Origin of the sequence: Micromonospora sp. BL4 (assembly GCF_003667505.1) — a bacterium.
Lineage (GTDB): Bacteria > Actinomycetota > Actinomycetes > Mycobacteriales > Micromonosporaceae > Micromonospora.
Window position 1 is genome coordinate 1 of record NZ_RCVJ01000080.1, and the last position, 13,458, is coordinate 13,458.

The 13,458-nt window shown below is 72.0% G+C and carries 13 protein-coding genes and 1 tRNA gene; 7 read left to right on the forward strand and 7 right to left on the reverse strand.

Annotated features, from left to right (window positions below):
* Positions 1–33 precede the first annotated feature (33 nt).
* Positions 34–1,041, forward strand: a complete 1,008-nt coding sequence (locus tag EAD89_RS30680) for a hypothetical protein (protein ID WP_199733427.1) — start codon at positions 34–36, stop codon at positions 1,039–1,041.
* On the opposite strand, the gene EAD89_RS06975 is transcribed toward EAD89_RS30680, so the two are convergent.
* Entirely contained in the window at positions 1,028–1,798 is a 771-nt protein-coding gene (locus EAD89_RS06975) for a CPBP family intramembrane glutamic endopeptidase (RefSeq protein WP_121675142.1), read from the reverse strand. The genes EAD89_RS30680 and EAD89_RS06975 overlap by 14 nt on opposite strands.
* A 147-nt stretch (positions 1,799–1,945) precedes the next feature.
* On the opposite strand from EAD89_RS06975, the gene EAD89_RS06980 reads away from it, so the two are divergent.
* Complete coding sequence (locus EAD89_RS06980; protein WP_121675143.1) at positions 1,946–3,061, forward strand: globin domain-containing protein; 1,116 nt, start codon at positions 1,946–1,948, stop codon at positions 3,059–3,061.
* A gap of 63 nt (positions 3,062–3,124) precedes the next feature.
* On the opposite strand, the gene EAD89_RS06985 is transcribed toward EAD89_RS06980, so the two are convergent.
* On the reverse strand, positions 3,125–4,654 hold the full coding sequence (locus EAD89_RS06985) for a peptide deformylase (RefSeq protein WP_121675144.1): 1,530 nt from the start codon (positions 4,652–4,654) through the stop codon (positions 3,125–3,127).
* Positions 4,655–4,981: 327 nt separating this feature from the next.
* Here EAD89_RS06985 and EAD89_RS06990 point away from each other — a divergent pair, with 327 nt between their 5' ends.
* Positions 4,982–5,764: an IucA/IucC family C-terminal-domain containing protein gene (locus EAD89_RS06990; protein ID WP_121675145.1), complete on the forward strand. Its 783-nt coding sequence runs from the start codon at positions 4,982–4,984 to the stop codon at positions 5,762–5,764.
* An 8-nt stretch (positions 5,765–5,772) separates the two neighbouring features.
* Here EAD89_RS06990 and EAD89_RS06995 read toward each other — a convergent pair whose 3' ends face one another.
* Positions 5,773–7,599, reverse strand: a complete 1,827-nt coding sequence (locus EAD89_RS06995) for a hypothetical protein (RefSeq protein WP_233578270.1) — start codon at positions 7,597–7,599, stop codon at positions 5,773–5,775.
* Positions 7,600–7,810: 211 nt separating this feature from the next.
* Here EAD89_RS06995 and EAD89_RS07000 point away from each other — a divergent pair, with 211 nt between their 5' ends.
* Positions 7,811–8,521, forward strand: coding sequence for a class I SAM-dependent methyltransferase (locus EAD89_RS07000; RefSeq protein WP_121675146.1), 711 nt, complete (start codon positions 7,811–7,813; stop codon positions 8,519–8,521).
* Positions 8,522–8,582: 61 nt separating this feature from the next.
* On the opposite strand, the gene EAD89_RS07005 is transcribed toward EAD89_RS07000, so the two are convergent.
* The gene (locus EAD89_RS07005; RefSeq protein ID WP_121656135.1) at positions 8,583–9,125 is read right to left on the reverse strand and encodes a YbhB/YbcL family Raf kinase inhibitor-like protein; all 543 of its coding nucleotides are present in this window, start codon (positions 9,123–9,125) and stop codon (positions 8,583–8,585) included.
* 138 nt (positions 9,126–9,263) lie between these two features.
* Between EAD89_RS07005 and EAD89_RS30430 the strand changes: the two genes are divergently transcribed.
* Both EAD89_RS30430 and EAD89_RS07010 read left to right on the forward strand, forming a co-directional pair.
* Positions 9,264–9,419 (forward strand): hypothetical protein, encoded by a 156-nt coding sequence (locus tag EAD89_RS30430; protein WP_158609835.1) that lies wholly within the window; start codon positions 9,264–9,266, stop codon positions 9,417–9,419.
* Between the two features lie 71 nt (positions 9,420–9,490).
* Positions 9,491–10,711: a low temperature requirement protein A gene (locus EAD89_RS07010; RefSeq protein WP_121675147.1), complete on the forward strand. Its 1,221-nt coding sequence runs from the start codon at positions 9,491–9,493 to the stop codon at positions 10,709–10,711.
* On the opposite strand, the gene EAD89_RS07015 is transcribed toward EAD89_RS07010, so the two are convergent.
* Entirely contained in the window at positions 10,698–11,414 is a 717-nt protein-coding gene (locus EAD89_RS07015; protein WP_233578272.1) for a 2-hydroxyacid dehydrogenase, read from the reverse strand. The two genes, EAD89_RS07010 and EAD89_RS07015, sit on opposite strands and share 14 nt — an antisense overlap.
* A gap of 289 nt (positions 11,415–11,703) precedes the next feature.
* A tRNA-Ser gene (locus tag EAD89_RS07020) sits at positions 11,704–11,790 on the reverse strand.
* Positions 11,791–11,969: 179 nt separating this feature from the next.
* On the opposite strand from EAD89_RS07020, the gene EAD89_RS07025 reads away from it, so the two are divergent.
* A complete protein-coding gene (locus EAD89_RS07025) occupies positions 11,970–12,947 on the forward strand; it encodes an NAD(P)H-quinone oxidoreductase (RefSeq protein WP_121675148.1) in 978 nt (325 codons plus the stop codon).
* Positions 12,948–12,976: 29 nt separating this feature from the next.
* Here the strand turns inward: EAD89_RS07025 and soxR are convergent, their stop codons facing one another.
* Positions 12,977–13,435 (reverse strand): redox-sensitive transcriptional activator SoxR, encoded by a 459-nt coding sequence (gene soxR, locus EAD89_RS07030; protein WP_121656139.1) that lies wholly within the window; start codon positions 13,433–13,435, stop codon positions 12,977–12,979.
* Between the last annotated feature and the right edge of the window lie 23 nt (positions 13,436–13,458).

Consider the following 13,458-nt stretch of genomic DNA (forward strand, 5'->3'; position numbering starts at 1 on the left):
CCCCGAAAGGCAGCCGGTACCTCGGCTGGCGAGGTGACCCCCACGACGTCGCCAGCGGCCAACGTGACCCCGGCCACTCCGCCGGCCGCGCCCACCAAGCGCACCAAGCGCTCGACCGCCGCGGCGGACACCCCTGCCGCGGCGGACACCCCGACCGCACGCACCGCGGCCCCGACCAAGCGCGCGACAGGTGCGCGAAAGAGCGCCGCCACCAAGAAGGCCGTCCCCGCCCCGCAACAACCAGCGGAGCAGACCCCGACTGATCAACCGGTGCCTGCGGCGAGGGCCGATCACCCCACGTCGGAGGTCCTGCCGATTCGGAAAGCGGCGTCGGCCGAGGGGGCAGGGCCCGCCAAGCACCACGTCGCGCGTACCCCGGAATCGGAGCTGCGGCTGGTCACCGCGCAGCTGCGCGACCACCCCGGCTTCGCGCCGGAGTTGCTGGCTCTCGCCGCGGTGCGGGCGCTCGGCCCCGGCGCGGCCGACTGGGCCGAGCGGCTGCGGGCCCGGTATCCGGACGCGCCGGCGGACGGCCTGGCCCGGCTGGCCACCCGGCGGTTCGTGCGCTCGGCGGGCGTGGGCGGGGCGGCCGCCGCGGTGGCCGGGCTCTTCGCGCCGCTGGCCGAGCTGGCGTCAGTGCTCTGGACCCACTCGAACCTGGTGCTGCACCTGGCGGCGGCGTACGGCCGGAATCCCGCGCACCCCGAGCGGGCGGTCGAGCTGCTGGTGCTCACCCAGGTGCACCCGGATCCGGAGAGCGCGCGTGCCGCGTTGGCCGCCGCCGGGACGGCGGAGGACCCGGTGGAGGGGACGTGGCCCCGGGCGGCGGAGGCCGCGTGGCGGCTGGCCGCGCCGCTCACGGCGCAGGCCGGTGGGTGGCTGGCGCTGCGGTTGGCGTCCCGGCTGCTGCCGGGCGCGGCGGTGCTCGCGGCGGCGCTGGGCGACTCGGCGGCGGCCGACCGGCTCGCGGCCCGGGCGGTGGCCGCCTACCGGCCGTCGGCGGCCGACACGGCGGCGAGCCGAGCGGTCAGAGCCAGCTGAACCATTCCTTCGGCAGCAGCGCGTAGCCGACGAAGGCGACCACGTCGAGCAGGGTATGCGCGATGATCAGCGGCAGCACCCGCCGCGTCCGCAGGTAGAAGTAGCTGAACACGACGCCCATGACCGCGTTGCCGACGAACGCGCCGAAGCCCTGGTAGAGGTGGTACGAGCCGCGCAGCAGCGCGCTGGCCGCGATGATCGCGCCGAGCCGCCACTGGAGCTGACGCAGCCGGGTGACCAGGTAGCCGACCACGATCACCTCCTCCAGCACGGCGTTCTGCACGGCGGCGAGGATCAGCACCGGGACCGCCCACCAGACCGGCGGCAGCGAGGCCGGCACCAGCGTGGCGTTGAGGCCGAGCTGCGCCGCCACCCAGAACAGGGCCAGCCCGGGCAGGCCGATCAGCGCGGCCAGGCCGGCGCCGCGGGCCAGGTCCTGGCCGGGTCGCCGGGCGTCCAGGCCGAGGGTCCGCGCCGGATCGCCGGGGTCGCGGCTGAGCAGGTGTACGGCGAGCAGCACCGGCAGCAGCGCGAAGACGATGCCGAGCAGTTGGTACGTCAGGTCCAGCCAGGGTCTCGCCGACGCGGACGTGTTCAGCGAGGCGGTCTGCTTGGAGAGCGGACCGTCGGCGGTCAGCTTCGCGATGATCGAGACCACCGCGTAGACCGCGGACTGGCCGAGGGAGAGGCCGAGGACCAGCAACGTCTCGGTCCCCAGCAGCCGGCGGGACACCGGGCGGGTCAGCTCAACGGTCACCGCACCACTCTGCCCGACGGGCGGCGCCGGTGACACGGCCGACCGGCCGGCATGAACCGATCGCACATTCTGTGCGACCGGTGCGCACGCTCCGTGGAGATTCTATGGGCGCCCGATCCGCTGTCGTCTGGAGAAGGAGCGCCACCCGTGGACAACGTCGCGCGGTTGCTGAAAGAGAGCTGGACCCTGGTCGAGGAGGACCGGGACCGGCTGAGCGGCCACTTCTACGCCCGGCTCTTCCTGCTCGACCCCGCCCTGCGGCAGCTCTTCCCGGTGCAGATGACCGGCCAGGGCGACCGCCTGCTGGAAGCGATCATCACGGCGATCCACACCGTCGACGATCCGGAGAGCTTCGACGAGTTCCTCCGGGCGCTGGGCCGCGACCACCGCAAGTACCACGTCGACGAGCAGCACTACAAGACGATGGGCGTCGCGCTGCTGGACGCGCTGCGCAGCACCGCCGGCGACGGCTGGAACCTGGAGTACGACCAGGCGTGGACGGACGCGTACGCGGCCATCTCGGCGAAGATGCTCGCCGGGGCGGCGAACGACGACAACCCGCCGTTCTGGCACGCCGAGGTGCTGACCCACGAGCGGTACGGCCCGGACACCGCCGTCCTGACCTGCCGGGCGTTGCAGCATCCGCTGCCCTGGCGGGCCGGCCAGTACGTCAGCCTCGAAGTGCCGCGCCACCATCCCCGGGTGTGGCGGACGTACTCGGTGGCGAACGCCCCGAACGACGACAACGTGCTGGAGTTCCACGTGCGGTCGCCCGGGGCCGGCTGGGTGTCCGGTGCGCTGGTCCGCCGGGTGCGGCCGGGTGACCTGCTCCGGCTGGCCGCGCCGATGGGGTCGATGACCCTGGACCGGTCCTCGGAGCGCGACATCCTCTGCGTGGCCGGCGGGGTGGGGCTGGCGCCGATCAAGGCGCTGGTGGAGGAGTTGGCCAGCTACAACCGGACCCGGTGGGTGCACGTCTTCTACGGCGCCCGGCAGGCGGCGGACCTGTACGGCCTGGCCGGGTTGCAGGAGCTGGTGGCCGTACACCCGTGGCTGTCGGTCACCGCCGCGTGCAGCGAGGACCCGGACTTCGACGGTGAGCTGGGCGACATTCCGGACGTGGTGGCCCGCTACGGCCCGTGGACCACACACGACTGCTACGTCTCCGGGTCGGCCCGGATGGTCCGGTCCACACTGCGGGTGCTGGCCGCGGACGAGGTGCCGCCGCCGCACATCCGCTACGACACCTTCGGTGACCTCTAGGCGTTCCTCCCCCCACGCCGGGGCGCGTGCCCCTGCCCCCTGGGGCACGCGCCCCGGCCCCGTTCAGTAGCGCCAGGGGTGCCCGGTCTCCCGGTATTCCTCCACCGGCACCAGTGGCACACCGGGTGCCATCCGGTCCACGTACAGCCGGCCCTCCAGGTGGTCGATCTCGTGCGCGACGAGCCGGGCCATGCCGAACTCGAACGACGTGATGATCCGGCTGCCGTCCCACTGGGCGTGCTCCACGTCCAGCCGCAGCGGCCGGGGCACCAGACCCCGGTGGTCGAAGAAGGAGAGGCAGCCCTCGTACTGCTCGTCGGTGTCCGGGCCGGCGTCGACCACCCGGGGGTTGAGCAGCACCACCGGTTCCGCCGACCGGTCGGGTGGCCGCACGACGGCCGCGGCCCGGCCGATGCCGAGCTGCGGGGCGGCGATGCCGACCCCCTTACTGAACGGATGGAGTTCGTCGAGCCGGGCCAGGGCCGTGTTGAGCCGGTCGACCACCTCCCGGGCCACCTGTTCCTCACCGGGCAGGTCGAACGGACGGCCGCGCTGGCGGAGCAGGTCGGCGCCGCGCTGGACGATGCCCAGCCCCCGCATCCGGTCGCTGGGCCGGACCCGGGCACCGCCGTTGCTGACGTCCGGGTCGATGTCCGGGCGGGCCCGGAATCGCCACTGCAACCGGTAGCGGGCGTTCAGCGGTGGGTCGTCGGTCTGCCAGTCGAAGATCGCCCGGCCGTCCTCGTCGCGGCGCTGCGGCGCCGTGCGCAGCGGGCCCTCCTCCGCCGAGAGCGAGGTCTCCACGCCCCAGACCTGCGGGTCGAGCGCCGCCGGCAGGTCCAGGCGGACGGCGAGCTGTCGGGTGGGCAGCCGCACGGCTCGTTGGAACCAGGGACCCCACTTCTCCTGCCCGACGGAGTACGCGTACTCGATGGTGGCCCGGTCGCCGGGGTAGAGCGGGAAGCGCCGCTCGCCGTTCTCGAAGAGCAGCCAGATCTCCTTGAACGCGTCCCGGTCGTGTTTGGCCCGCCAGTGCATCGGCTCCGGGTCACCGCCGCCGTCGTCCCGGCGGGCCTGTAGTTGCAGCTCGGCGAAGGTGAGCGGGTGCTCGCGGTGGTGCCGGTTGGAGCGACCGGGGTCGTTCGGGTAGCGGTCGACGGCGACCCGGACGAGGTAGCGGTTGACCGGTTCGGTGCCGGCGTTGTAGAGCTCTCGGTGGATGACGCACCGGTAGCCGTCGTCGGTGTGGGTGAGGGTGGCGAGTTCGCGCTCCACGACGAGGCCGGTGCCGGGTGGCAGCCACTGGCCGGGCAGGTGCGGCTCGCGCTGCTGGTGACCGGGGCGGGCGTGCCGGAGTTCGTCGTACTCCCGGAAGCGCTGCCAGATCGCGCCGCTGGCCTCCAGGACGGCCTCGGCGCGGCGGGCGAAATCCTCGGTCGGACGGTGCCGGCGCCCCTCCACGTGGCTGACGTAGGACGGGTCGAAACCCATCAGGACGGCCAGTTGCTTCTTGGACAGCCCCCGCCCGGTTCGCTGCCGGGCGAGTTCGGCCGCGAAGGAGTCGGCAGCCCGTTCGAGGGGTGAGGTCGTCATCGGCTTCCTCGTGGCCGGGAGTATCAGTTTCACGTTCCGTGCCCGGACGCACACGTATCTGCCACCTTGTCGACACATCGCTTGACAATCCACAGACCGCGGTCGATGCTGCGCCGGTGTTTTCCCGGGCCATGGCCGGGTAGTACGCGGGGTGCGGGGGTACCGCCCCCGCTGGGAGCGGAGTGACCCTGACCTCCCGATACGACTCAGGTGAGGCTTCCCTTAGACCTGCGCGTGTGGTTAGGCTAGCCTTAGCTCAGGACGCGGGGTCGTCCGCCGAGGTGCTCCTCGGTCACGCGGACGGGGGATGACACGGTGACAGCGGTGATGCCGAGGCGGGACGTGACCGCCACGCCGCTCGCCCCCGTCACCGCGGCGCTGCGTGCCATGTTCGGCACCGACGATCTTCCCGGGCTCGCACCGGGCCTGCTGGTCGACGACGAGTTCGGCTGGGCGCCCGCGACCACCCTGATCGACGGCAGCCGGCTGCCGGATCTGCTCCGCGCCGCCACCCTGCGCTGGGGCGGCACCCCGCACGCCTGCGCCGCACTGGCCTGGAAGTCGTACAGCTACTGGACGGCGCTGCCCGTCGTGCTCGGCTGGGCCTCGGCCCGGCGGGTGCCGCTGCTCGACCCGTCCGACGTGCTGATCCACTTCGAGGACCACCGGCCGCTGCTCACCCTGGGCCTGCGCCGCAGCACCACCGTGGCGGTGCTGCCGAGCGATCCGCTGGCACTGGCCGGCCACCCGGAGGTACGGGTCGTCGCCGACGAGGCGGAGCTGCTGGCCGCGCTGCGCGCCTCGCTCCTCGACGCCCATCTGGCCCCGCTCATCGCCGCGATCCAGACGGAGGTCCGGGTCGGCACCCGGACGCTGCTCGGCTCGGTCGCCTCCGGTATCTCGCACGGCATCCTGCGGGCCGCCGATGGGCTGCCCGGCTCGACGGTGCAGACGATCGAGACCCTGCTCGGCGCGCTCGACCTGGCGGACCTGGTCGAGCTGGTGCCCGGGCCGACCGGTGAGCCGAGCGTGCAGCGGCGCACCTGCTGCCTCGCCTTCACCCTACCCAGCCCGAAGGTCTGCCAGGGCTGCTGCGTCCGGCAGGCCTGAGCCCTCGCTCAGTCGGTCAAGGGCCGCACGTCCCACACCCACACTCCGCCGGTGAACGTCGGCTGGATTCCGGTCAGCTCGGTCATCCCCCGGCGTAGCGCCGCCTCGTGCTCGTGCGGCCCGAGGATGACCACGCCGGCCCGCCAGTAGCGCAGGTCGTCGACCGCCTTGACCCGGCTCTGCGGGGTGATCGGCGGCACCGCGCCGGTGCGCCGGATGGTGCCGAAGAAGCTGCTGGTGGGGCGGGGCGGCGCGGTGAACAGCGCGATCCGCGGCTTCTCGGCGTTGCGGCGGGTGTCCGGGCCGAGGAAGTAGCCGCGGGCCAGGGGCATGTCCAGTCGGGTGGCCGCGGACCAGCGCAGCGGCTCGGCGTAGTTGGTGTCCGGCAGCGGCAGGGTAACCACGCTGCGGCCGCCGGACACGTACGGCCGCCAGGCCCCACCGGTCACGAAGGCGGGGACCGGGTCCAGGCGGGCCACGGGCAGCGGGGTGGGCAGGATGGGCAGCAGGGCCATCGTGAGCACGGTGGCGGTGACGAAGCGGATCTGCCGGCGGGCGGCCGGCTGCGAACGGGCCAGCTCACGCGCCCGCTCGGCGCCGTAGGCGAGCAGCAGCCCGATGATCGGGGTGATCGCCAACGCCCACCGGGTCGGCACCACCGAGTGCAGGATCGGCAGGTTCTCCAGCACGGCCCAGGGCCCCGGCACGCCGGTGTTCCGGCCGGCGAACCAGATCACCCGGCCCAGCGAGAGCACCGCGAAGAGCAGCCCGAGGGCGGCCAGCCCGAGCACCACGACCGAGCGGCGCAGCCACCAGACCAGGGCGATCACCAGCACCAGCAGCGGCCAGCCGAAGAAGCTATTCTCCTCGGTCGGGTTCTTGGCCAGGTTCGCCGCCGTGCGCGGGCTGCCGGCGAGCGATTCCCGGGAGTACGCGACGAACGAGGCGAGGTCGCTGGAGTAGCCGCGGATCAGGCGGGACAGCCCGGAGTACGCGCCCGGCCCGAAGAACTGGACGTAGAGCGGGTACGCCAGCAGCAGCCCGGCGAGCCCGGCGGCGACGGCCAGACCGGCGAGGAACGGCCGGGCCCGCGACCGCAGGTCCCGGCGGCCGAGGGCGAGCGCGCCGACGATCACGCCCAGCCCGATCGCCGTCATCAGCAGGATCTCCAGGTTGAGGAACGCCTGCCAGACGATCACCAACGCGAGGAGCACCCCGTTGCGCAGCCAGCGGCCGGGCTCGCCGAGCCGCAGCGTGCGCCAGATGATCAACGGGACGACGAACTGCGACACGATGTTCGGATGCGCATTGGCGTGCGACACCATGGCCGGCGCGAACGCGCAGAAGCCGGCGCCCAGCCACGCCGGCCCGCGGGCGCCGATGAGCACCCGGGAAAGCAGGAAGTACCAGGCTGTGGCGGTGGCAATCATTCCGGCGGTGAGAAAGAGCAGGAATGCCGCGCGGGGCCCGAGGAGCAGGGTGACAGGTGTCATTGGCAGCGAAATGGATAATACGGACGTATTCGCCATCAAATTGACGCCGTCGGGCACGTTCATCCGGTCCGAATGGAACGGATAGGCGAAATGGGTGACGACCCGAGCACCGTGCGCCATCATCCATTCAAACTGTGACTGGTCGGTGCGGTTGTCCCGCACGGCGCTGCCCGGCTCCAGCCACAGCCGCCCGGTGACCCAGAAGCCGAGCACCACGAAGCTCAGCACTGGGACCAGATCCGCCCACCTCCCGCTGCGGGCCCACCGGGCACGGCCGCCCCGCTCCACCGGCGAGGCGGTGGCGGGGCCGTCTCCGGGCGCGCCCGATTCAGGAGTAGTCATGACAATTCATAGGGTAGTCAGCGTATGGCACTGCCGTGACATGTTTCGGGGTACTGCCGTACTATGTGCCGGGTTCGCCGACCGCCGATCACGTGCCCACCCCCGACCGCAATTCGGCCACCCCGCTGCCCCGATTCTTCTGCCATCCGAGCGGATGATTCACTCTGTCGGTCCAGGCACGGGTCGAGTTCATATCGTGAGGAATCGACGCATGGCAGAAATCACTGGGGATCAGCGCGTCCAGTCCGAGGTGCTGGAGGGCCTGGCGACCGCTGTCAACCACCGTCGCTGGTTCGTCGAACTGGCGGTGCCGTACCTCGGTGACGATCCGATCGAGGTCGGCAGCGGTCTCGGTGACTACGCGCTTGAATGGTCGCAGCGGCTCCCCCGGTTCACCGCCACCGAGGCCGATCCGGATCGGCTGGTGCAGCTCAAGGAGCGCCTCGCCGACCAGCCGAGCATCGATGTCCGGCAGATGCTGCTGCCGCACAACGATCGGGGCGACTACAGCGCCGCGGTCTCGTACAACGTGCTGGAGCACATCGAGGACCACGTGGGCGCGCTGCGCAGCATGCGCGACCTGGTCCGACCCGGCGGCGCCGTGATCATCATCGTGCCGGCGTTCCAATTCGCGATGAGCCCCGCCGACATCGCCACCGGGCACGTCCGCCGCTACACGAAGAAGACGCTCGGAGCGGCGATGACCGAGGCCGGCCTGACCGTGGAGAAGATCCACTACGCCAACGCGCTGGGTCTGCTCGGCTACTTCATGGCCACCAAGGTCTTCCGGCTGATGCCGAAGGAGGGCCCGATGGTGAAGGTGTACGACACGGTCGTCCTCCCGGCCACCAAGGCCGCCGAACAGCGCATCCGGCCCCCGTTCGGCCAGTCCGTCTTCGCCGTGGCCCGCGTCCCGTCCTGACCACACCCCCCGCGATCTTGCACTTCCCTGCACGGGCGAGTGCAAGATCGCGGGGCAGGGATCATTCCTTGATCTGGTAGGTGGGACGGATCACCGCTCGGGCGAGGGTGTGGAACGTGAGGTTGAAGCCGACGTAGGCGGGGCTGGCGTCCGGGGTCAGGTCGAGGCGGTCGACGTCCAGGGCGTGCACCGCGAAGACGTACCGGTGCGGGCGGTCGCCGGGCGGCGGAGCCGCTCCGCCGTAGCCCTTCTCGCCGTAGTCGTTGCGGACCGAGAACGCTCCACCGAGGTCCGCGCCCGCCGCGCCACCCGCGCCGCTGGGCACCTGCGTGACGTCGACCGGCACGTTCACCAGCACCCAGTGCCAGAAGCCGCTGCCGGTCGGCGCGTCCGGGTCGTAGCAGGTCACGGTGAAGCTCTTCGTCTCGGCAGGGAAGTCCGACCAGGTCAGCTGCGGGGAGACGTTGTCGCCCCCGGTGCTGCCGTGCGCGTGCCGGGCATCCATCGGCTCGCCGTTCTGCACGTCGTCACTGGTCAGGGTGAACGAGGGCACCGTCGGCAGCAGCTCGTACGGGTCCGGGGCGATGGGTCGTTCCAGGGTCATCGGGACGCGTCCTTCCGGTCTTCGCGGAGATTCCTGCCCCTTCTTACCCCTTCGTGGCCTCTCCGACGACCGGAAGCGGTGGTGCCGGGTCGACGGCGCTACCGTTGAGTCCGGGCCAACGCTCCACAGGGGGACCTCGTGGCCGGGATCTGGCGGGACTTCGTGGCAGCCGTCTTCACCGCGCTGCGCCGCCGGGACGAGCGGGCCATCGCCGAGGAGCGCCGGCGCGCGATCGAACGGCTGGCCGACGAGACGATCCGGGAGAGCCGGCGGGCCACGGACCCACCGGAGTGACGGCGACCAGGGGTACGGGACCAGTTGCCTGAATCGCCGTGAGGCGGCCTGGCGGCGATGAAGATGAGGTGATGGGGCGGATCTTCCGGTCGCGGCCGGTGGTGACCAAGGAGACGCACCGCACAACCCTGTTCGAGATCTTCTTCGACCTCGTGTTCGTCTTCGGCTTCATCCGGGTCACCGAGTTCATGAGCGCGCGGCCCGCGCCGATGACCCTGGTGCAGGGTTTCCTCGTGCTCCTGCTGTTGTGGAACTCCTGGCTGGTGTACTCCTGGTTGGGAAACCAGGCCCGCATCGATGTCGGGCTGATCCGTACCGGCGTCACCGTCGCCATGGCAGCCGTCTTCCTCGCCGGTCTCGTCATCCCCGACGTCTGGAAATCCGGTCCGGGAGCGTTGGGGCCCCGGCTGATCCTGGTGCTCGCCTACATCGTGGTGAGAGTGATCCATCTGGTCCTCTACCACTGGGCCGCCGAGGGCAACCGGCAACTGCTCCGGACCATTCGCGTGTACGCCCTCTCCACCGCGCTGTCCTGGATCCCGCTGGTCCTCGGTGCCGTGTTCGGCGGCACCGCGCAGATCCTGCTCTGGACGGCAGCGCTCGCGGTCGACCTGGGAGGCGGGGTGGTCGCCTCCGTGCTGAGCGGATGGCCCCTCCGCAGCCCGGGCCACTTCACCGAGCGACACAGCCTTGTGGTGATCATCGCGCTCGGCGAGTCGCTGATCTCGGTGGGCGCCGGGATCGGGGCGGGAATGATCCATGGACCGGTCCTGGTGGCCGCGCTCCTCACGCTCGCCGTCACGGTCTGCCTGTGGTGGCTCTACTCCCGGAACGCGGTCGCCGCCGGTGAGGAACTGACGATGAAATCCGGCGCGCGGCGGGGTCGGGTGGCCGCCGACGCCTACACCGTTGCCCACTTTCCGCTGATCGCCGGCATCATCTACGTGGCGCTGGGGGTCGAGCAGGTGCTCGCCGACCTGGCACACCATGAGTCCTCCGACACCGCCGGGTTGCGCCTGGACTGGACGCCGGCGGTCGCCCTGTTCGGCGGAACCGCCCTGTACCTCGTGGGCCGGGCGACCTTCCTGAGCCTCACCGTCCGGTCCGTGGCACCCCGACAAGTTCTCGCGCCCGCTGCGGTGCTGCTACTCCTTCCTGCCGGCCGGTTCCTGCCCGGCCTGGTCGCTCTCGGCCTGCTCACCGCGTTCCTCGTCGTTCTCGCCGGCTACGAGGCGGCCATCCGCGGGCGAGGATCCGGTGCCCGATCGGACCCGGACGTCACGGTCGGATGACGACGTTCGCGAGCGGCTCGCCCGCCGCGTACCGCCGGACCTGGTCGACCAGCAGCCGGCGGGCCCGGGGCGCCATGGCGGCGGTCAGGCCGCCGACGTGCGGGCTGATCAGGACGTTCGGTGCGGACCACAGCGGGTGGTCGGCCGGCAGTGGCTCGGGTTCGGTGACGTCCAGGGCAGCGTGCAGCCGGCCCGCGTCGAGCTCGGCGAGCAGCGCCTCGGTGTCCACCACCCGCCCCCGGGCCACGTTCACCAGCAGCGCGCCGTCGGCCATCCTGGCGAGGAAGTCCTTGTCCACCAGGCCTTCGGTCTCCGGGGTCAGCGGCGTGGCCAGGATGACGACGTCCGCTCGTGGCAACAGCTCCGAAACTTCGGAGATCGGCCGTACGCCGGGGCGGGGGCTCCGGGCCACTCGACTGATCTCCACCTCGAACCCGGCGAGCCGGCGCTCGATCGCGGCGCCGATCGAGCCGTACCCGACGATCAGCACCCGGGCGTCAGCCAGCCCGGCCGACCACCCCGTGGCCCAGCGGCCCTCGGCCCCCGCCTGGACGAATTCCGGCAGCCGGCGGCGGGCGGCGAGGGTGAGCGCCACGGCCAGCTCGGCGGTGGCCGCGTCGTGCACGCCCCGGCCGTTGGCCAGCGTCAGGCCGGGCCGCAGGTACGGCAGGACATGGTCGTAGCCGGCGGTCACGGTCTGCACCACCTTGAGCCGGGGGCATCCGGGCGATCGGCTCGCAGAACCGGGGATCGATGACCCCGTACGGAACCGCGTAGAACTCGACATCGTCCAGGTTCTCGGGCACGGACCCCGTGCCGTCGTACAGCGCGACGTCCAGATCGCCAAGCTCGGCCAACGCGTCGGGGTGAGAGATCAAGTAGCGCACGAGCACCATCATGCTGGATCGCCCGGAGCGGGGCCGCTCGCCGTCCACAGACCCACCCCGACCGGCGTTTGCGCTGGTCAGGGTGCGTTTGAGCTGTTCCGAGGGCGGAGGGTGTGGGATTCGAACCCACGAAGACATCGCTGCCTTACCGGTTTTCAAGACCAGCGCCATCGGCCACTAGGCGAACCCTCCCGGGCCACCACCCGAGGGTGCGCGGCCGTGCCTAGTCTGCCATGGCACCGGGCGCGCGGCCCGGCGTCCCTCCCCGACCGGGCGGCCCAGCGCCGGAGCCGGTACGGAGGTCCACAGTGGCTGCCGGGGCGGATCGGGTGCGCCTGCGGCCCGCAGTGTGATCGGGTAAGACTGAGCCCATGCGAGCCATCACCATTCCGCAGCCCGGTGGACCCGACGCGCTGATCTGGGCTGAGGTCCCCGATCCCGAGCCCGGCCCGGGCGAGGTGATCGTTGACGTGCGGGCCGCCGGGGTCAACCGCGCGGACCTGCTGCAACGGCAGGGGCACTACCCCCCGCCGCCCGGCGCGCCCGAATACCCCGGCCTGGAGTGCTCCGGGGTGATCAGCGCGGTCGGTCCGGAGGTGACCGGGTGGGCGATCGGCCAGCAGGTCTGCGCGCTTCTGACCGGCGGCGGGTACGCCGAGCGGGTCGCGGTCCCCGCCGAGCAGTTGCTGCCGGTGCCGGGCGGTGTCGACCTGGTCGACGCCGCGGCGCTGCCCGAGGTGGCCTGCACCGTCTGGTCGAACCTGCTCCCGGTGGGCCGGCTCCATTCGGGCGACACGCTGCTGGTGCACGGCGGCGGTAGCGGAATCGGCACCTTCGCGATCCAGTTCGGGGCGGCCCTCGGCGCCACGGTCCTGACGACCGCGCGGGCGGCCAAGCATCCCAGACTGCGCGAACTGGGCGCGGCGCACACGATCGACTACCGGGAACAGGACTTCGTCGAGGAGGTCCGGCGGGCCACCGACGGCCACGGCGCGGACGTCGTCCTCGACATCATGGGCGCGTCCTACCTGGGCCGCAACGTCGCCGCGTTGGCCACCGGCGGCCGGCTGGTGGTGATCGGGCTACAGGGTGGCCGCAAGGCCGAACTGGATCTCGGCGCGCTGCTGACCAAGCGAGCCAGCGTCGCGGCGACGACCCTGCGGGCGCGGCCGCTCAGCGAGAAGGCGGAGATCGTCCGGGGCGTACGGGACGAGGTGTGGCCGTTGATCGAGGCCGGCCGGATCAGGCCGGTGGTGGACCGGCGGCTGCCGATCAGCGAGGCGGCGGAGGCGCACCGGCTGGTCGAGTCGAACGACCACGTCGGCAAGGTGCTGCTCACGGTCGGTTGACGCGGTCGTCCGGCGGGATGGGGCGCGCGTCAGGCGGTCGCGTCGGCCTCCGGCCGGGGCAGCATCAGGCGGGCGCCGGGCCCCTCGCCGCCGAGGGCGTCACCGGGGTTGTTGAGCGCGCAGCGTTGCAGGGACAGACAGCCGCAGCCGATGCAGCCGTCCAGGTCGTCGCGGAGCTTGCTGAGCAGCCGGATCCTCTCGTCCAGCCGACCCCGCCAACTGGCGGAGAGCCGCGCCCAGTCCTGCGGGCTGGGCGTACGAGCCTCGGGCAGCGAGTCCAGCGCCGCGCGGATCTCGTCCAGCGAGACGCCGACCTGCTGGGAGATCCGGATGAAGGCGACGCGGCGCAGTTCGGCGCGGGCGTACCGGCGCTGGTTGCCGCCGGTACGGTCGGCGCGAATCAGGCCGAGCCGCTCGTAGTAGCGCAGCGCCGACGGCGCCACGCCCGAACGGGCGGCCAGCTCGCCGATGGTCAGTGAGTCCTGCATCACCCGGTCCTTGAGTTGAAGTG

What these genes read in the sequence shown, in the direction of transcription:
- EAD89_RS07005 (WP_121656135.1), bottom strand. Translation starts at nt 9,125, where the DNA reads ATGACCCTGGAACGACCCATCGCCCCGGACCCGTACGAGCTGCTGCCG.
- EAD89_RS06995 (WP_233578270.1), bottom strand. Translation starts at nt 7,599, where the DNA reads ATGACTACTCCTGAATCGGGCGCGCCCGGAGACGGCCCCGCCACCGCC.
- EAD89_RS07000 (WP_121675146.1), top strand. Translation starts at nt 7,811, where the DNA reads ATGGCAGAAATCACTGGGGATCAGCGCGTCCAGTCCGAGGTGCTGGAG.
- EAD89_RS06990 (WP_121675145.1), top strand. Translation starts at nt 4,982, where the DNA reads ATGCCGAGGCGGGACGTGACCGCCACGCCGCTCGCCCCCGTCACCGCG.
- EAD89_RS07025 (WP_121675148.1), top strand. Translation starts at nt 11,970, where the DNA reads ATGCGAGCCATCACCATTCCGCAGCCCGGTGGACCCGACGCGCTGATC.
- soxR (WP_121656139.1), bottom strand. Translation starts at nt 13,435, where the DNA reads ATGCAGGACTCACTGACCATCGGCGAGCTGGCCGCCCGTTCGGGCGTG.
- EAD89_RS07010 (WP_121675147.1), top strand. Translation starts at nt 9,491, where the DNA reads ATGGGGCGGATCTTCCGGTCGCGGCCGGTGGTGACCAAGGAGACGCAC.
- EAD89_RS06985 (WP_121675144.1), bottom strand. Translation starts at nt 4,654, where the DNA reads ATGACGACCTCACCCCTCGAACGGGCTGCCGACTCCTTCGCGGCCGAA.